Source organism: Parapedobacter luteus (assembly GCF_900168055.1).
GTDB lineage: Bacteria > Bacteroidota > Bacteroidia > Sphingobacteriales > Sphingobacteriaceae > Parapedobacter > Parapedobacter luteus.
The window spans coordinates 314869-333107 of the sequence record NZ_FUYS01000003.1; the positions used below are offsets into that span (position 1 = coordinate 314869).

The 18239-nt window shown below is 47.1% G+C and carries 16 protein-coding genes; 3 read left to right on the plus strand and 13 right to left on the minus strand.

What is annotated here, in order from left to right; translation table 11 throughout:
* Positions 1-10: 10 nt before the first annotated feature.
* From B5X72_RS07940 to dapF, 9 genes are all read right to left on the minus strand, one after another.
* Complete coding sequence (locus B5X72_RS07940) at positions 11-1951, minus strand: polysaccharide biosynthesis protein (protein WP_079716541.1); 1941 nt, start codon at positions 1949-1951, stop codon at positions 11-13.
* 295 nt (positions 1952-2246) lie between these two features.
* Positions 2247-3131: an ATP synthase F1 subunit gamma gene (gene atpG / locus B5X72_RS07945; RefSeq protein WP_079716297.1), complete on the minus strand. Its 885-nt coding sequence runs from the start codon at positions 3129-3131 to the stop codon at positions 2247-2249.
* A gap of 57 nt (positions 3132-3188) precedes the next feature.
* Complete coding sequence (gene atpA, locus B5X72_RS07950; protein ID WP_079716298.1) at positions 3189-4763, minus strand: F0F1 ATP synthase subunit alpha; 1575 nt, start codon at positions 4761-4763, stop codon at positions 3189-3191.
* Positions 4764-4784: 21 nt separating this feature from the next.
* Positions 4785-5336, minus strand: coding sequence for an ATP synthase F1 subunit delta (atpH, locus tag B5X72_RS07955; RefSeq protein ID WP_079716300.1), 552 nt, complete (start codon positions 5334-5336; stop codon positions 4785-4787).
* A gap of 28 nt (positions 5337-5364) precedes the next feature.
* On the minus strand, positions 5365-5865 hold the full coding sequence (locus B5X72_RS07960; protein ID WP_079716301.1) for a F0F1 ATP synthase subunit B: 501 nt from the start codon (positions 5863-5865) through the stop codon (positions 5365-5367).
* Positions 5866-5958: 93 nt separating this feature from the next.
* The gene (gene atpE, locus B5X72_RS07965) at positions 5959-6165 is read right to left on the minus strand and encodes an ATP synthase F0 subunit C (RefSeq protein ID WP_079716302.1); all 207 of its coding nucleotides are present in this window, start codon (positions 6163-6165) and stop codon (positions 5959-5961) included.
* Positions 6166-6208: 43 nt separating this feature from the next.
* On the minus strand, positions 6209-7294 hold the full coding sequence (atpB, locus tag B5X72_RS07970) for a F0F1 ATP synthase subunit A (protein WP_079716303.1): 1086 nt from the start codon (positions 7292-7294) through the stop codon (positions 6209-6211).
* A gap of 14 nt (positions 7295-7308) precedes the next feature.
* The gene (locus B5X72_RS07975) at positions 7309-7704 is read right to left on the minus strand and encodes a hypothetical protein (protein WP_139378593.1); all 396 of its coding nucleotides are present in this window, start codon (positions 7702-7704) and stop codon (positions 7309-7311) included.
* Positions 7698-8489 (minus strand): diaminopimelate epimerase, encoded by a 792-nt coding sequence (dapF, locus tag B5X72_RS07980; protein ID WP_079716306.1) that lies wholly within the window; start codon positions 8487-8489, stop codon positions 7698-7700. The genes B5X72_RS07975 and dapF overlap by 7 nt, the downstream gene beginning before the upstream one ends.
* A 198-nt stretch (positions 8490-8687) precedes the next feature.
* Here dapF and B5X72_RS07985 point away from each other — a divergent pair, with 198 nt between their 5' ends.
* A complete protein-coding gene (locus B5X72_RS07985; protein ID WP_079716542.1) occupies positions 8688-10250 on the plus strand; it encodes a Do family serine endopeptidase in 1563 nt (520 codons plus the stop codon).
* A 181-nt stretch (positions 10251-10431) separates the two neighbouring features.
* On the opposite strand, the gene B5X72_RS07990 is transcribed toward B5X72_RS07985, so the two are convergent.
* Both B5X72_RS07990 and B5X72_RS07995 read right to left on the minus strand, forming a co-directional pair.
* A complete protein-coding gene (locus tag B5X72_RS07990) occupies positions 10432-11067 on the minus strand; it encodes a hypothetical protein (protein ID WP_079716307.1) in 636 nt (211 codons plus the stop codon).
* A 502-nt stretch (positions 11068-11569) separates the two neighbouring features.
* Positions 11570-11980 (minus strand): BrxA/BrxB family bacilliredoxin, encoded by a 411-nt coding sequence (locus tag B5X72_RS07995; RefSeq protein ID WP_079716308.1) that lies wholly within the window; start codon positions 11978-11980, stop codon positions 11570-11572.
* 483 nt (positions 11981-12463) lie between these two features.
* Between B5X72_RS07995 and ahcY the strand changes: the two genes are divergently transcribed.
* Complete coding sequence (ahcY, locus tag B5X72_RS08000) at positions 12464-13780, plus strand: adenosylhomocysteinase (protein ID WP_079716309.1); 1317 nt, start codon at positions 12464-12466, stop codon at positions 13778-13780.
* 71 nt (positions 13781-13851) lie between these two features.
* On the opposite strand, the gene B5X72_RS08005 is transcribed toward ahcY, so the two are convergent.
* Positions 13852-14397: an AAA family ATPase gene (locus B5X72_RS08005; protein ID WP_079716543.1), complete on the minus strand. Its 546-nt coding sequence runs from the start codon at positions 14395-14397 to the stop codon at positions 13852-13854.
* Positions 14398-14479: 82 nt separating this feature from the next.
* Positions 14480-14992, minus strand: a complete 513-nt coding sequence (locus B5X72_RS08010; RefSeq protein WP_079716310.1) for a hypothetical protein — start codon at positions 14990-14992, stop codon at positions 14480-14482.
* Positions 14993-15375: 383 nt separating this feature from the next.
* On the opposite strand from B5X72_RS08010, the gene carB reads away from it, so the two are divergent.
* Positions 15376-18192 carry a carbamoyl-phosphate synthase large subunit gene (gene carB, locus B5X72_RS08015; protein WP_079716312.1) on the plus strand — a complete coding sequence of 939 codons (2817 nt, stop codon included), beginning with the start codon at positions 15376-15378 and terminating at the stop codon, positions 18190-18192.
* Positions 18193-18239: the final 47 nt, after the last annotated feature.

The window sequence follows — 18239 nt, forward strand, 5'->3', positions numbered from 1 at the left end:
TCCAACGTAGTTATCCTACCGAATCCAAGGCTTCAAACGGTGAATTTTTACTAACAAACTCGGGAACTATCTCTTTCATCTTTCGAACGACACCGCTGCTGTTCTTTCGCTCATTTATTGAGATCAGTTCGTAAATTACACGTTTAGCCCGTTCGTAGTCCATCGGATTGACACGAGCTATGTGTATTTTATCATGGTGAGTTGGCAGTACTTTCTCTCCGTCATTTAACAGCTCTTCATACAGTTTCTCGCCGCTACGCAAACCGGTATAAATGATCTCAATGTCTTTATCGGGTTTCAATCCAGCGAGTTGAATCATCTTCCGGGCCAGGTCGACAATCTTCACCGGTTTGCCCATATCAAACACATAGATTTCTCCACCGTTGCCCATGGTACCCGCTTCCAATACCAATTGGACGGCTTCCGGTATGGTCATAAAATACCGGGTAATGTCCGGATGTGTTACGGTGATTGGCCCCCCTTTTTCGATTTGCGCCCGGAACCGTGGAATGACCGACCCATTTGAGCCCAATACATTTCCAAAACGGGTGGTGATAAACCGTGTTCCTTTTACTGTTTTGGTTGTTCCGGTAGCCGTGTCTACCAATTGAAGCGACTGTTCCCTATCCAAACTTTGCGTGTAAATCTCTGCAATCCGTTTGGACGCCCCCATTACATTGGTTGGATTGACCGCCTTATCTGTAGAAATCATCACAAACTTCTTCACGCCAAAAAGAACGGCCAGATCAGCGACATTCTTTGTCCCACCTACGTTGGTGCTGACGGCCTCCCCAGGATTCCGTTCCATCATCGGCACATGTTTATACGCCGCTGCATGGTACACCAATTCAGGCCGATAGTCGTTGAATATCTGATGCATGCGTTCCAGGTTGCGGATATCCGCTATGGCAACAACCACATTACTCGACGGAAATTTCTCCTCGATCTCCAACTGTATGTCATGCATAGCCGATTCGGCTTGATCACAAAGGATAAGCATCTGCGGCTCGTAGCGTAATACCTGGCGAACGATCTCCGACCCAATGGAACCAGCAGCACCGGTAATCAAAATGCGCTTGCCACATAAATCATCGCAAACTTTATCATTATTTATCCGTATAGGCGCCCGCTGGAGAAGGTCTTCTATGCGCAGATTCTTTATCTGTTGCAATCGCAGTCTGCCCGATATCCATTCTGACGCAGGAGGTACCGTCAATACCTTGATACCCAATCGCAAACAACGTTCTACAATGACCTTTTTATCCCTACTGCCCAAGTGGTCCTTTACAAAAATCATCTGGTCAATGGCATACCGGTCTTTCAACGCTGCCAGATCCTTTACATGATAAACCCGCTTCCGTTCGATATAGCTATTTAATTTGCTTCTATTCGTATCGATAAAACCGATAATAATAAATTTCGACTCCGTACTGTTCTCCAGCGCTTGTTTAGCCATAATCGCATTCTGATCAGCACCGTAAATCAGCACCCTCACGGTGTCTACGTCACGCACTTTCCGCATCAGCATAAAGTAAATGCTCTTCACCGTAATACGCAGCATAATCAGAAAAGAGGTGGCGATAAAGAAATTAATCAACAAGACCAGCCCTAATTGGCTGTCTTTAATATTCCACAACGTTGCAAGGATTAAATAGGCGACGATCACATACGTCACAGAAGTGATCAGCATGGCGGAGAAAATCTTGAGCATATCCCGCGTATCCGAGTAACGGATCAGGCCCGTGTGTATCCGCATAAGGAAAAATACCGGTAAAGCCAGGCCGCTATAAACCGCCGTATGGACGAAGAAATGCCCCCGGGTAATGTCATGGAAATTAAATTGCTTAGCAATAAGATAAGACAGCGTGAATGACCATGTTAAAACCAAAAGATCCAGCAATAATATTGCCCAACGAGGTACGGTTTTGAAGCGAAGTATAAGTTCTTTCATGTAAGCTTGATAATTGTAGCCGCTCCCACCCTTCACTCATTGCAACGAGTGTAATCTACCTTTTGCTACAACATGTGTACAACAATAGCAAATTATTAACCTCAAAAGCCCCCATCACCTATCCTGCTACTCGCTCAATAACCTTGCCAAAGGGTATGTTGGCCACTTTCAGGATTAATAACACAAAAGTATGCGAATTGTTTATCAAAACATATACCCAATAATAGGTATTCTTCATTCGCCAAAAAAACAAAAAGGGCACAAGTGCCCTTTTTATCAAACGTTGTATGATCGACTATCCATTGGACAGCGCGGCTGCTCCGCTCACAATCTCGGTGAGTTCAGTCGTAATAGCAGCCTGACGCGCTTGATTATAGGATAATTTAAGCGACTTCAACAATTCGCCTGCATTGTCTGTCGCCTTATCCATCGCGGTCATCCGTGCCCCATGTTCAGAAGCATGCGAATCCAATATCGCTTTATAAAGCTGTACTTTTATCGCTTTCGGTATCAATTCCTCGATTATCTCGCGCTTAGATGGCTCAATGATATAATCCGCTTCCACCGTTGGCTTGTCCGATGCTACCGTAGCCGGCAACAGCGGCAACAGTTGTTCGGTTGTTAGGATTTGGACAGCCGCATTTTTAAACCGGTTATATACCAATTCAACCCTGTCGTATTCGCCGTCCACAAACCCTTTCATGATGGTTTCAGCGATCGTTGAGGTGTTTTCGAAATTCAGCGCGGCAAACAAATCATTGTGGTCGCCTATAACCTGATATTTACGTTTCTGGTAGTAGTCCTGTGCCCGTTTACCGATAGCGATAATGCGCACATTACCCGCCTGCAGTTGCTCCCTATAACGTTCGGCAATCAACTGGTTCGCAGTTTTGATGGCATTCGTATTGAACGCACCCGCTAATCCCCTGTTGGAAGCGATGACAACTACCAGCACCCTATTTGGCTTACGATCCACCGTGTAGGGAGAAGTTCCGCCTTCCACACTGGCAGATACGTTGACCAGAATCTCCCGCAACTTCTCCGCATAAGGACGTAACTGCACAATGGCATTGGTTGCCCGCTTCAGCTTCGCTGCGGAGACCATTTTCATAGCCTTCGTAATTTGCTGTGTAGAAGTGACCGATGTAATTCGGTTTCGTACTTCCTTTAAATTTGCCATATCTACTTTTAGATTTTAGATCTACGACTTCAAATTGAATCGCAAATCGTAAACTCGCTAATATTTACCGGCCAATTCTTTAGCCACGGTTTCTAATACACCAGTAAGCTCATCCGTAAATTTACCTTCCTTAAGTGCTTTCAGCACTTCCGGGTGGCGCAGCTCCAACTGCTGGAGGTATTCGGCTTCAAACGCTTTCACCTTGTCCACCGGGACATTTCGAAACAGTCCTTTTGTACCGGCATAGATGATGGCCACCTGCTTTTCTACGGGCACGGGCGAAAATTGTCCTTGTTTCAGGATTTCCACATTACGTACGCCCTTATCCAATACTGCCTTCGTCGCCGCGTCAAGATCCGAACCGAACTTAGCGAATGCTTCCAGTTCGCGGTACTGCGCTTGGTCAAGCTTCAATGTACCGGCTACTTTCTTCATGGACTTGATTTGGGCATTACCACCTACACGTGATACCGAGATGCCGACGTTAATCGCTGGGCGAACACCTGCGTTAAACAAGTTAGACTCCAGGAAAATCTGCCCGTCTGTGATGGATATCACGTTGGTAGGAATATACGCCGACACGTCACCCGCCTGGGTCTCGATGATAGGAAGCGCCGTGAGTGAGCCTCCTCCCTTGACCAACGGCCGGATGGCGTCAGGCAAATCGTTCATCTGCCTTGCGATGTCATCCGAAGCATTAATTTTTGCCGCACGTTCCAAAAGCCGGCTATGCAGGTAAAATACGTCACCGGGATATGCTTCCCGGCCCGGCGGACGGCGGAGCAGCAACGAAACCTCGCGGTAAGCGACCGCTTGCTTCGACAAATCATCATAGATAATCAGTGCTGGACGCCCCGTATCACGGAAAAATTCACCGATGGCCGCCCCGGCCATGGGTGCATAGAACTGCATCGGCGCAGGATCAGCAGCCGAAGCGGAGACCACAATCGTGTAGGGCATTGCACCATGTTCCTCCAAGGTGCGCACGATGTTTGCTACCGTTGAATTCTTCTGACCAACAGCTACATAAATGCAATATACCGGCTCACCTGCATCGTAAAATTCTTTCTGATTGATGATGGTATCGATACACACCGCTGTTTTTCCAGTTTGGCGGTCACCAATAACCAACTCCCGCTGGCCACGGCCGATTGGAATCATCGCGTCAATCGCCTTAATACCGGTTTGTAGCGGCTCATTTACCGGCTGGCGGAAAATAACCCCCGGAGCTTTGCGCTCGATAGGCATTTCGTAGGTCTCGCCAAGGATGGGGCCTTTGCCATCTATTGGTTGTCCCAACGTATTTACCACACGGCCCAACATACCCTCCCCTACCTTGATGGAGGCGATACGGCGGGTACGTTTGATAGTATCTCCTTCTTTGATCTCATCTGACTGGCCAAGCAATACGACACCCACGTTGTCCTCTTCAAGATTCAACACTATGCCTTGCAAGCCATTCTCAAATTCAACCAGCTCGCCAGACTGGACTTTCGTTAAACCATATATCCGTGCTATACCGTCGCCAATCTGCAATACGGTACCCACTTCTTCAAGCTCGGCTTCTGATTTGAAGCCCGACAGCTGTTCTCTTAAAATTGCCGATACTTCATCGGGTCTTACCTCTATCATTTCTGTCTTATTAGGGGTTTCTTATATTTTTACAACTTGTGAATTGAAGTGAAGTTCCAATTTCTTCAACTTGCCTGCGATGCTTGTGTCGATTTGCCTATCACCTACCGTCACCACAAAGCCGCCAATCAATGAGGGGTCCACGCTGTTTTTCAACACCACCTCAGCATTCACTTCGCCGGCAATTATCTGGCGTAAGGCATCCAGGTTCTTTGCCGAAAGCGCCGCTGCCGAAGTGACCTTTGCATGGATGATACCCTTCACTTCATTGTATGCACGGATAAATTCCTGTGCGGTCCCGTATAAAATACCGGCGCGGCCTTTCCGTACCATGATATGGAAAAAAGCTGTAATACTTGGATGGACTTTATCGCTAAATAGCGCGTCCAGGATGCTGCTTTTCTTATCCTGCTTTATAATAGGGTTCTGCAATACGGCCTGTAACGCTTTATTGGCTCGCAATACCGCTATAAAACGTTCCATATCTTGTTTCACAGTTTCCAGATTCCCTTGTTCCTGGGCCAAATCGATGAGTGATTTAGCGTACCGTGATGCAACTGTAAATTCTGACATATCCTTATGCGGTTAGCTGCGGGCTACTTTAATTCAACTTCACGTCTTTAAGCAAATCAGTCACCAACGCCTCTTGCTTGCGTTCATCCTCAAACTCTTTTTGGAGGACTTTGCGGGCAATCTCAAGCGAAAGGGATGAAACTTGGTTTTTCACGTCTGCTAATGCCCTTTTTTTCTGATCGTCTATTTCCTTCCGTGCCTGCTCAATCAGTTTGGCCCCCTCGGCTTGCGCGAGATTCTTTGCATCTGCTACAATTTGGTCTTTCAATGCCTTGGCTTCCTTCAGGATAACGTCGCGCTCCGCGCGCGCTGCTTTTAGCAATTGTTCATTTTCGTTGGTCAGGCGAGCCATCTCCGCTTTTGCTTTTTCGGCAGACGTCAGCGCGTCCTCGATCGACTTCTCACGTTCACCGATAGCCTCCATAATAGGCTTCCACGCAAATTTCCGCAAAAGCAACAGCAATAACAGGAACGCGATAAGTGTCCAAAATACCAATCCGATGCTCGGATTACCAATATCAAAACTCATATATCCTTTTAAATTTAGTTTCGTTTAAATGAAAGCCAGACACCAAACCAACCGTCAGGTGTCCGGCTTCTAATTCAGCTTCTTTGCGAAGGATTACAATCCCATCAAAGACACTACGATTGCAAACAGCGCAGCACCTTCGATAAGGGCAGCAGCGATAATCATAGCGGTCTGAATTTTGGAAGCAGCCTCAGGCTGGCGAGCAATACCTTCCATTGCCTTACCGCCTACTTGTCCGATACCAAGTCCGGCACCGATCACTGCTAATCCGGCACCAATTGCCGCAATTGAACCTACCATAACAAATTTAATTTAATGTATATTTAATATAAGGATTTGCAAATCAATGATGCTCCTCTACCGCCATACCAATGAACAGCGCGGTAAGCAAAGTAAATATAAAAGCCTGTAACGCAGCCACCAGTAGCTCCAGCACATTCATAAACAATACGAAGGCGAGCGATACCGGTGCTATCGCCAGCGATTTGAACACAAAAATGAGCGAAATCAAACTAAGGATGATGATGTGCCCTGCCGTAATGTTGGCAAATAAACGGATCATCAACGCAAATGGCTTGGAAATCACCCCGACCAATTCCACCGGTATCATGATAGGATACAACCACCAAGGCACATCGGGCATTAAGATATGTTTCCAATAATATTTATTACCGTTGACATTGACTACGATTAACACGATAAGCGCCAGCACAAACGTCACCGCAATATTCCCGGTGACATTCGCTGCTCCCGGGAAAATCGGTATCAGCCCCAGCAGGTTATTAACCCAGATAAAAAAGAAAATGGTGAGCAACAACGGCATAAACCGGGCATAGCCATGGCCAATATTCGGCCGTGCAATATCATCCCGCACAAAGAGGATAATCGGCTCCAAAAAGGATTGCAGTCCTTTGGGCGCTTTGCCTTCCCGCCGTTTGTAAGCCCTTGCCACGGAAGTAAAAATTAGCAACAAGACGATTACTGACAGGAACATGGAAGCTACATTTTTCGTAATGGAAAAGTCCCATACGTTCTTGGAAGCCTCTTCATCCACTGCCCCCGCAGCGTTCACCACTTTAATTTTCTTTTTGTCGACCAGTCGATACGTGTAGTGTTTGCCGGGGTGGTCATGTTCCCCATGGTGAAATGCGGAGGAAAGAAAAAACTCAAAGCCTTTATCTGTATATAAAATAACCGGGAGTGGGATCGAAGTGTGGCCCCAGAGGTGCCAGTCATGCGCATCGCTAATATGCTCCATGATTACTTTGGTCGGCTCAAATTCTTCATCAGCATGCGCTTCATAACCCGTTGCTGCAGCGGTATCCGGTGCAGCGTATGTGGTGGCCTTAGCGACTGAAAAGGTCGTTAAAACGGCGAAAATTGCTATAAAGCTTATTTTTTTTGAATCGAAAAAGTGCCTAAAATCCATCTATTCCCAATTTTTTACGTCTGATTTTGGTCGCGCAAGTTACGTAACAAACATATAAGTTCAAAGAGGGTAAACAATAAATATAATGAAAAAAAGTTAAATGCCGTAAGCGTCTTATTTTCAGGGAATTTTATTATCAAGAACGCGACGACGGCCAAGCACGCGAACAGCTTAATAAAAAGCCCGCCTATTAGACTATAAATGGACAATTCCCCCCCTTTGCGGATACCATAATCACTCATTAGGTAAGCAGCCAGGGTAAAGGTGAACACCACGACAAAAAGCAACCAGAAATGAGGGCTCAGCAGGTCGCTCTCATCCAATAGCCGTTGTAATGCCGAAGCCAGCAAAGCCACGAACAATGCGAAGAGATGGTAATACAGGATAAAACGCCCAAGTCCCATTACCACGAAATCTCACCTTTAAAAACAAACTCGGCCGGGCCCTCTAAGAAAACATTCGTAAAATGATCACCTGCCTTGGAAAAACGGATAGTAAGTTTCCCTCCCGCTACGCGAATCGGCGTCTCAAATTCGCCGTCCTCCCCTTGGCGCCATGCCATCGCCAAGGCCACAGCGGTAGCGCCCGTACCGCATGCCAACGTTTCATCCTCCACACCGCGCTCGTAAGTGCGCACGTAGTAGCCTCCGTTCTCAGCTTGTACAAAATTCACATTGATTCCTTCGTCGCGGTAGGTATCGTTATAACGAACTTTACGCCCCTCCTCAAACACGGCAAAAGTATCCAGATGCTGCACGATTTTGATGTAATGTGGCGAACCGGTATTTAATATATAGGCTTCGCCGTCTTGTTGGACGGCATCGACATCGATCATCTGTAAGCTTATCCAACCCACGTTATTGGCATGGATCCGTGCATGGTGCACGCCATCAGCTGCCAAAAAGTCAGTCTGGCTTCCGGTAATCCCCAGATCTTGAGCAAACGCCACGATGCACCGACCGCCATTGCCGCACATGCTCCCTTCATGACCATCCGCATTGTAATAAATCATTTCGAAATCATGCCCCTCTACGTCCTGCAATAGCATTAACCCATCAGCCCCGATACCGAATCTTCTATCGCAAAGCTTTCGCACCAAATCCACGTTTGCGCGGTCGAATAGCTCATTTCTATTATCGAAAATAATAAAGTCATTACCCGCTCCCTGGTATTTGTAGAATGTGTGTGTTTCCATGATATCCCCTTTAACCAGCCAAAGGTAGTCATATGCTGGCAGATTTTAGGTGGTTTTCCTGCAATCCGGTCTTTTTTTGCTTTAACATTATTTAACAGAAAAGTGCCGCCCCTCGTTTGCTTTGGATCATGAAATGGTATTACATTTGAACAGCTTTTTGCAAAAACAAAATTTCGACTTATAACGATTGGAATTATGATGAAAAAATTAGGATTAACATTATTGACCGCACTTGTAGGAGGCTTGATAGCTGTGGGCGGTTATAAACTGTTTGAAAACAAACAGGAAAGTAAAATGTCTTTTGAGGAACGGCAACAATTGCACTACGCCAATAATCCGGTACCGAATGTGGTTTCGTCTACAGGAAATCCAGATTTCACGCAAGCAGCCGCCACGGTTGCTCCTGCGGTTGTGCATATCACCACGACTTATCCAGGGCGTACGAGAAGTTCCGGTGGCGCGGCTCCGCTTGACTTGTTTGAGGAATTTTTCGGTGTACCAAGGCAACGGCCACAGCGCTCGCAACCTCCGGCTCAGGCGACCGGCTCAGGCGTAATCATTTCCGAAGATGGCTATATCGTCACCAATAATCACGTGGTAGAAGATGCCAATAAAATTGAGGTGCAGCTCACGGATAAACGTGTAGTGGAAGCAAAAATCATCGGCCGCGATCCAAACACGGACCTTGCGTTGATCAAAATCAACGAAAAAGGGCTGCCTTTCGTGCGGTTCGGCGATTCGGATGATGTCCGCATCGGTGAATGGGTATTGGCAGTGGGCTATCCGCTTGGACTGGAATCAACGGTAACAGCAGGTATCGTCAGCGCCACTGGGCGCTCCACAGGCATCATCGCCCGCGAATTGCAGCAACGGCAGTACCAACAGCGAGGTTATCCTCAGTCAGACGACGAGCCCATGCTCAATACTGCTGTTGAATCGTTTATCCAAACCGACGCCGTGATCAATAAAGGAAACAGTGGCGGTCCCCTGGTCAATGCCAATGGCGAACTAATTGGCATCAATTCCAATATCATGACCCCAACAGGTACTTACGCAGGCTATGGTTTTGCGGTTCCTGTCAACCTGGTTAAGAAAATTGCCGATGACTTCATCAAATTTGGCATGGTGAAACGCGGTTTGATAGGCGTCACGTTCAGGGAGCTCAACCCAACGGCAGCAAAGGAACTGGAAGTTAGCGATGTAAACGGCCTCTACATCATGGAAATTGTCCCCAAGGGTGCAGCTGAAGAAGCTGGCCTTAAAAAAGGAGACATCATTACCAAGCTCGACGGTCGGGTTATTACCTCATCTTCGGATTTGCAGGAACGGATTTACCGGTTACGCCCGGGCGATAAGGTGAAACTGACCTATAAACGAGATGGCAAGGAACGTGATGTCACCGTTACATTGAAAGAAGACACACGTGCCACCGAAAGCAGCAGAGCGGAAAGCGAAGCAAAACGCAGTGCTACGGAGATCTATAACAAGTTAGGTGCCGGGTTTGTTCCTGCTACCGACGCCAGGAAGAAAGAACTGGGCGTTTCGTCAGGTGTTGTGGTCACGCAAGTCCACCAAGGAGGACTCTTTGACTACTTCAATGTACAGCGCGGCCTGGTAATTACCCATATCAATGGTAAACCGGTGAACAGCGCTGATGATGTTGAAGCAGCATTGGCAAATTCCGAGCGGGGTATCGTCCGCATTGTCGGCGTACCGCAACGGGGCAGTCGGGTCGAATTGAATGTGCCCATTGAGTACTGAGGACTGACAGAGGTCAGCCAATAGATATCGGACTAACATCCAAAAAAACCGGCTCGTTTAATGCGAGCCGTTTTTTTTTTGGTTTTCTGGTTGATGGTATTCTGCGGTACATTTTCATTCCGGGGATGCTCGCCATTATGTTTAGCAGCCGGGGAGTGTTGGCGTAAATTTTTTATACTACTTATCTCCGCGCATAAAATTCCCCGTCGATTACAAGGGGCGTTTCCAATTCAACGATATTGCCTAAGGGCGTCATGTAAGGCAATACCGCTTGACTCAAGACACCGTGGAATGTTCCTTTAAAGTAAGTTGAGGTAACCTCTTTCAAAATAACGTGAGCCGAACCGGTCTGAAACGAGCTATTCGTCACATAGACATACTGGCTCGCCAGCGCCTCGGTAAGGTATTGCACACTTATTTGATCTTGTTTATCAGCGATACCCGTCGTTTCGTCTGGCTCGAACGTGTTTTCGTATTTTTTGTTTGGTTTCCAGGTATCGTACACAAAACAATTCAGGAAAAGGGCCTCTTTTCCTATGATACCTCTCCTGATACCCTCACTACCCTCCACCGTCAAACTGAACTGCTGGTAATCGATAGTCTCATCGGGAGCTTTGCTCAGCGCAGCCGTTACACCCGACTTATAGTCAACACGCTTGCCATTGACGGTCATCGTCACATAATAACCATCCTCCTCACCTTCGTCAACCTCCGGCAATTCATTTTTCGCACAGGCCGATACGACCAAAACCAACGTGATCAGTGCAAGGTTATTCCATGACAAAAAAGTCTTCGTTGTTGCAATCTTCCTTTTCATTTTATTAAAGCTGTTTGATAGACCTTGACAAATCTAACGGTGTTTCCAGTCGAATAGAATACCCAATAGTGAGTATTTTTAGACAGTTTTTTCATCACGGTCCGTACATTCGCAGACATCGGGCCGCAGATACGGGTAAATGAACCGAGAAAAACTGATTGGTGAAAAAGTTTCCGGCTTCTGCAACCGGTTGGTACCTTTGGCAGACCGGAGCAGGTTCGGGGTACGCCCGCTCTCTTGTAGATTGGCAAATAGGAAAGCAACGTAGTCCGATTGACGCCTATTTTCCCACTGATTTTGCTTACATCGGAAACGGAGGATGGTCTATGTTCAGAAAGCTAAAAGAGCAATGATAGGGGGAACAAGTAGCTCAAAATCCTGAGCTTACCAAAAAGAAAATATAGTTAATACCAAGAAGCCGCCTTCTACGTGGAAAAACTCGCCGATAAACTTGTTTTTCCACATAGAAGACGGCCCCTTTTTTATCAACCACCAACAATCATTAACAATATTCATCAAATGCGGCCACCAGATTATCCGCAATCATCTGCGCGGGGCGTCCCTCAATCTGATGCCGCTCAATCATGTGTACGAGTTTGCCATCTTTAAATAATGCCATAGCCGGCGATGACGGCGGATAAGGCAGCATGTAAGAACGAGCTTTATCTACCGCGTCTTTTTCCATACCCGCGAATACCGTGACTGTCTTGTCGGGATGCTTTTCATGCTTGACTGCGGCAATCGCTGCCGGACGGGCATTCGCCGCGGCACAACCGCATACGGAATTTACCACCACAAATACGGTCCCTTCTTGCTTAATGGCCGCATCAACTTCTTCGGGGGTTTTCAGTTCTTCAAAGCCAACGTCAGTCAGCTCCTTGCGCATCGGCGCTACTAAGTATTCAGGATACATGTGTTTATTCCTTTCTATTGTTTAATTTAATCAATTCGTATACAAAATCTTTGCAAAGATACGGCTCCGTTTCGCCTTAAACAACTCTACACTTTCACCCCAATGTCAGAATTCATCCTAAAGGGCGTGGCCAATGCACCGCCACAATATCCATGAAGGCTGGCCGATGAAACCGGATTAAAACTTATTTAATAACTGCTTTACTTTTTCATTTCATCGTAAATCCATCGTATTTTCATCGTATTTCCATCGTATTTTATTCGATGAAATTATAATAAAATGACCATTATCGTACGTTACTACTTAATTTTAGTTTACTTTTATATCAAATTCAAAGCTATTCTAATATAGGAAACAGTGTCGTTCCTTTTACAAAAGAACCGCCCATCGGGTTATCAGCGCGTTGTGTTTATCCAGATTTGAAAATCACATCGGGATACCGTATCTTTGTTTCCGTTTTATTTACATTAAAGTAGCACGAATATGTCATCAATAGACACCTCCTATATACCCTACAAAGTAAAGGATATCAGCCTCGCATCATGGGGCCGCAAAGAAATCGAGCTGGCAGAAGCCGAAATGCCCGGTCTCATGGCGATCCGTGAAGAGTTCGGCACCTCCAAACCGTTGAAAGGGGCTCGCATCGCCGGTTGCTTGCACATGACCATTCAAACGGCTGTACTAATTGAAACGCTTATTGAATTGGGTGCAGAAGTATCATGGTCATCCTGTAATATCTTCTCCACCCAGGATCATGCCGCTGCTGCCATTGCCGCAGCAGGCATCCCGGTATACGCCTGGAAAGGCATGACAGAAGATGAATTCAACTGGTGTATCGAACAGACCTTATTTTTCGGCGAGGAACGTAAGCCACTCAATATGATATTGGATGACGGTGGCGATCTCACTAATATGGTGTTTGATAAATACCCTGAGTTAATTAGTGGCATTAAAGGTTTATCCGAAGAAACCACTACGGGCGTGCACCGTCTTTATGAGCGCATGAAGAACGGCACCCTCCACCTGCCTGCCATCAATGTAAACGACTCGGTCACCAAATCCAAATTTGACAACAAATACGGATGCCGCGAATCGTTGGTCGACGCTATCCGCCGTGCGACCGACCTGATGCTGGCCGGCAAAGTAGCTGTGGTAGCGGGGTATGGCGATGTGGGTAAAGGCTCTGCCGAATCATTGCGCAGCGCCGGAGTACGCGTCATCGTCACTGAAATCGACCCCATCTGTGCATTGCAAGCAGCGATGGAAGGCTATGAAGTAAAGAAATTTGCCAACGCCGTCAAGGAAGCCGATATTATTGTAACGGCCACCGGCAACCGGGATATTGTCCGCCCAGAACATTTCAGGACGATGAAAGATAAGGCTGTGGTGTGCAATATCGGCCATTTCGACAATGAAATCGATGTAGCGTGGCTCAACTCTAACTACGGCGACACAAAGGTGGAAATCAAACCGCAAGTAGACAAATACACCATTGACGGCAAGGATGTCATCCTGTTGGCCGAGGGCCGGCTGGTCAATCTCGGCTGTGCTACCGGGCACCCTTCCTTCGTGATGAGCAACTCATTTTCAAACCAGACGCTCGCACAGATTGAATTGTGGACCAACAGCGAGAACTACGAAAATAAAGTTTACACGCTGCCCAAACATCTCGATGAAAAAGTAGCCCGGCTTCACCTTGCTAAGATTGGCGTCGAACTGGATACGCTGGACGAACACCAGGCCGGGTATATTGGCGTACCCGTCGAAGGCCCTTACAAACCGGATCATTACCGGTATTAATTTTCCTCGCCGTACGGAGACGCTATTATGGGCGGCACAGTACCTTTACTTGGCGTCTTCGCGCTTCCATTTTAAAGCGGTCTTTCGAGGAAGGCTTGCACGGCTTTCCGGGCGTTCGCAAACCGGTCCTCACCTTGTCCGGAAATTACCGCGTAATTTGCCTGGATTGCCTGTAATTCTTGGTGCCACACTTCCATAAAATGCTCCCGAAGGTGCGGGAAATCACGCAGCGGATCATCCACCCACGGCAAATCGATATCCATTAATAAGTAAAAATCATAATGCGTAGATCGGAGTGTCTCAAGAACAACGGCTGGTGTATAACCAAAGAGATGGTCGCACCAGACCTTAATCGTGAGTATCATGGTATCGCAGATTAAGCGTTTTTTTTTTGCAAGCGGCACCAAGCTGCGTTCGAGCGCCAATTGCCCGTAAAACATATTCAATTCGTCCTGCAATGTATATTCACGGTTAAGGTATTTGCAATATTCCCGCGCATATTCCGGTACACATATGGTACCGTACGCTCTGGCCAACTGTTCGGCTATAGTCGACTTGCCGGTAGACTCGGGCCCTACCACTGCTATTTTAACCAACCGGCTGCTATCTGGTCTCATTTCCAAGTTAACACAAATAAAAATTGCCATCAGCTCCATCAGCTAATGGCAATGCCTTTGAAAAGTCTTTAGCTGAAGCCGGCTAAAATGTGTACCGCGCAGCGATGCCTAGATTAGGAAAGAAATTCCCCCGTTGCTTTAATCCGTCGATATAAATGGTAGGCCTTAAATCGGCCGACAGATTTAAAGGAATATTATCAAATTTGTAATCTGCCCCACCCGTCGGGTAAATACCCACGCCGAAGCCTTGAAAATCATCTAAATCCGAAAATGCGGTATATAGTGAAAGTCCGCCACCGACAAACCATTTTAATCCCGGCACTTCGGGGATATCGAAATGATATTGGTATGTGCCTGACAGCGCAAGGGATGACCAATTCCAGTCATTTCCGCCCCATCTTCTATCGGCTCCGCTAAAGCCAAGATTAAATTCCACGGCCGCAGGCCGGGCAATAAACATCTTGTAAGACGCGGCTATCCAATCATAATGACCGGCACCGAATCGCAACCCAACCGACTGGTTATACTCGCTTTGCGCAAAGGATGTCATCACGCAAACAGAAAAAAGAGCTGATAATAGCAATCTGATTTTCATCTATTTTATTTTTTTTCAGTGGCGATAAAGCTGTCATGGTTTAATTATTCCACTTTGTGATTTTTGAAAACCATGACAGTTTCATTTGTAAATAAATTTATTCTTAACGGCCTCGAATTTAAATAATCCTTTTACCGGCGTCAAAGGTAAAATATTAATGACAATAGCGAAAAAAAATTCCTAAAATAAGCCAATAATACCGCAGAACAAACCTATCCGCGCCGCGATCAGATAATGAAAATATTTCACGGATTATTCCACAAAAAAAGTATACCTTTGCACTCCGACAAAACAGTCGGAATATCCTACCTCATTTTCTCAGGCATTCTCGCTGTTTTGACACCAGGTATCGTTGAAACATTGTTAACGTTTTTCACCATATAATGCCCAGAAACACTTCCATCAATTCTGTTTTGATTATCGGTTCAGGCCCCATTGTCATTGGACAGGCCTGCGAATTTGATTATTCCGGCTCGCAGGCGGCTTTGTCGCTCAAAGAGGAGGGGATTGAGGTATCCATCATTAACTCGAACCCCGCGACCATCATGACCGATAAGGTCATTGCCGACCACGTTTACTTGCTTCCGCTGACGTGTGAAAGCATTGAAAAAATCCTCCAGGAACGCCGCATCGATGCCGTCCTGCCAACCATGGGTGGGCAGACAGCGCTCAATCTTTGCATCGAAGCCGATGAGCGCGGCCTTTGGAAAAAATACAATGTCCAGGTTATCGGCGTGGATGTAGCCGCGATTGAAAAGACGGAAAACCGCGAAGAATTCCGCAAGCTGATGGTTGACATCGGGGTAGGTATCGCCAAATCGAAAATCGCCAACTCCTTCCTCGAAGGGAAAGAAGCTGCCCAGGAAATCGGCTTTCCGCTGGTTATCCGGCCGTCTTATACCTTGGGTGGCACGGGCGGTGGTTTTGTACACAAGAAAGAAGATTTCGAAGCTGCGCTTAGCCGCGGACTGCAAGCCTCTCCTACGCATGAGGTATTGGTAGAACAGGCCGTATTGGGCTGGAAAGAGTTTGAGCTGGAATTGCTTCGCGACAACAATGATAATGTCATTATCATCTGTACCATTGAAAACTTCGACCCGATGGGTATCCACACCGGCGACTCGATAACGGTAGCACCCGGTATGACGCTCAGCGACCGTTGCTACCAACAGATGCGCAACCAAGCCATCCAAATGATGCGGGCCATTGGCAACTTCGCGGGCGGATGTAATGTGCAATTTTCTGTCAATCCGGAAAACGAGGAAATCATCGCCATCGAAATCAACCCGCGCGTATCTCGCTCGTCGGCATTAGCTTCTAAAGCCACTGGATATCCCATTGCCAAAATTGCATCGAAGTTAGCCATCGGCTATAACCTCGATGAAATCGAAAATCAAATCACGAAGACGACTTCCGCGTATTTCGAACCAACGCTTGATTATGTCATCGTGAAAGTTCCTCGCTGGAACTTTGCTAAATTCAAGGGGGCTAACCGCGAATTGGGCCTACAAATGAAATCGGTAGGCGAAGTCATGGCCATTGGCCGTACCTTCATCGAAGCGTTGCAGAAAGCTTGCCAAAGCTTGGAGACCGGACGCCATGGGCTGGGCGCTGACGGCAAGCAACTGCGCAACCTTGAGGAGATTATGCACAGCCTCGAACACCCAAGCAGCGACCGCATATTCCACATCAAAGATGCGTTTGAGCTGGGCGTTCCGTTGGAATCCATCCGGAAAGCGACGCACATCGACAAGTGGTTCCTTCTACAAATCCAAGAGTTGGTGCATCTTGAGGCCGAGCTACGCCGGTATCAACTGAATAATATCCCGCGCGACTTTTTCCTCGCATTGAAACAAAAAGGCTATTCGGATGTACAGATTGCCTGGTTGCTGGGCAACGTCACGGAAGATGATGTATACCACCGCCGCACGGAACTCGGCATCCGAAGGGTATATAAAATGGTCGATACGTGTGCAGCGGAATTTCCGGCACAAACTCCCTACTATTATTCAACCTTCGAGGAAGAAACCGAATCGGTGGTGTCCGACCGTAAGAAAATCATCGTGCTTGGCTCTGGTCCGAACCGTATCGGACAAGGCATTGAATTTGACTACTCCTGTGTGCATGGCCTGCTGGCAGCCAAGGAGGCCGGATTTGAGTCTATCATGATCAACTGCAACCCTGAGACGGTGTCCACCGATTTCAATATGGCCGACAAGCTGTATTTTGAACCCGTTTATTGGGAACACGTCCGCGAAATCATAGCATTGGAAAAACCTGAAGGGGTAATCGTACAGTTGGGGGGTCAAACTGCCTTGAAGATGGCGGAGAAACTCGAAGCCAATGGCATCAAAATCATCGGAACCTCCTTCAAAGATATGGATTTGGCGGAAGATCGCGGTCGTTTCTCGGATTTACTGAAATCGCTCGACATCCCTTATCCGAAGTACGGCGTAGCTGAAAGTGCCGAGGAGGCACTCAAGGTTGCGAACGAAGTGGGTTATCCGGTACTGGTACGCCCAAGCTACGTGCTCGGGGGCGAGCGTATGAGCATCGTCATCAACGATGAAGAACTCGAAAAAGCTGTGGTAAAACTATTGCGCAACTTGCCGGGCAACCGTGTTCTTATCGACCACTTCCTTGACCGCGCCGAGGAAGCAGAGTCTGATTCTATTTGCGATGGTGAAGACGTTCATATCATCGGCATGATGGAACACATTGAACCTGCAGGCATACACTCGGGCGATTCAAGTGCCGTACTTCCGCCATTCAGCCTGCCTGAAAACGTGCAGCGCCAAATGGAGCAATACACCATCAAGCTTGCCAAGGCTCTCAAAGTAAAGGGCTTGCTCAACATACAATTTGCCATCAAAGACGAAAAAGTGTATGTCATCGAAGCCAATCCGCGGGCGTCACGCACCGTGCCCTTTATTGCCAAGGCTTATGACGTGCCTTATATCAATATTGCCACCAAGATCATGCTTGGCGTAAACAAACTGAAAGACTTCAACATCGAACGCAAGCTTACGGGTTATGCCATCAAAGTACCGGTCTTCTCGTTTGACAAATTCCCGGATGTGGATAAACAGCTGGGTCCCGAAATGAAATCGACGGGCGAGGCAATTCGCTTTATCAAAGATCTGGATGATCCGTTCTTCCGCGAGATGTACGCCAAAAAGTCGATGTACCTAAGTAAATAAGGAAGTATTCCCAGCCCTCATACAGCCCCCGGCGCCATTTCGGTTCC

Coding starts and splice junctions, on each gene's coding strand:
- atpG (WP_079716297.1), bottom strand. CDS start 3,131: ATGGCAAATTTAAAGGAAGTACGAAACCGAATTACATCGGTCACTTCT.
- atpE (WP_079716302.1), bottom strand. CDS start 6,165: ATGGTAGGTTCAATTGCGGCAATTGGTGCCGGATTAGCAGTGATCGGT.
- B5X72_RS07990 (WP_079716307.1), bottom strand. CDS start 11,067: ATGAAAAGGAAGATTGCAACAACGAAGACTTTTTTGTCATGGAATAAC.
- B5X72_RS08010 (WP_079716310.1), bottom strand. CDS start 14,992: ATGAAAATCAGATTGCTATTATCAGCTCTTTTTTCTGTTTGCGTGATG.
- atpB (WP_079716303.1), bottom strand. CDS start 7,294: ATGGATTTTAGGCACTTTTTCGATTCAAAAAAAATAAGCTTTATAGCA.
- atpA (WP_079716298.1), bottom strand. CDS start 4,763: ATGATAGAGGTAAGACCCGATGAAGTATCGGCAATTTTAAGAGAACAG.
- ahcY (WP_079716309.1), top strand. CDS start 12,464: ATGTCATCAATAGACACCTCCTATATACCCTACAAAGTAAAGGATATC.
- B5X72_RS07960 (WP_079716301.1), bottom strand. CDS start 5,865: ATGAGTTTTGATATTGGTAATCCGAGCATCGGATTGGTATTTTGGACA.
- B5X72_RS07985 (WP_079716542.1), top strand. CDS start 8,688: ATGAAAAAATTAGGATTAACATTATTGACCGCACTTGTAGGAGGCTTG.
- carB (WP_079716312.1), top strand. CDS start 15,376: ATGCCCAGAAACACTTCCATCAATTCTGTTTTGATTATCGGTTCAGGC.
- B5X72_RS08005 (WP_079716543.1), bottom strand. CDS start 14,397: ATGAGACCAGATAGCAGCCGGTTGGTTAAAATAGCAGTGGTAGGGCCC.
- dapF (WP_079716306.1), bottom strand. CDS start 8,489: ATGGAAACACACACATTCTACAAATACCAGGGAGCGGGTAATGACTTT.
- atpH (WP_079716300.1), bottom strand. CDS start 5,336: ATGTCAGAATTTACAGTTGCATCACGGTACGCTAAATCACTCATCGAT.
- B5X72_RS07995 (WP_079716308.1), bottom strand. CDS start 11,980: ATGTATCCTGAATACTTAGTAGCGCCGATGCGCAAGGAGCTGACTGAC.
- B5X72_RS07940 (WP_079716541.1), bottom strand. CDS start 1,951: ATGAAAGAACTTATACTTCGCTTCAAAACCGTACCTCGTTGGGCAATA.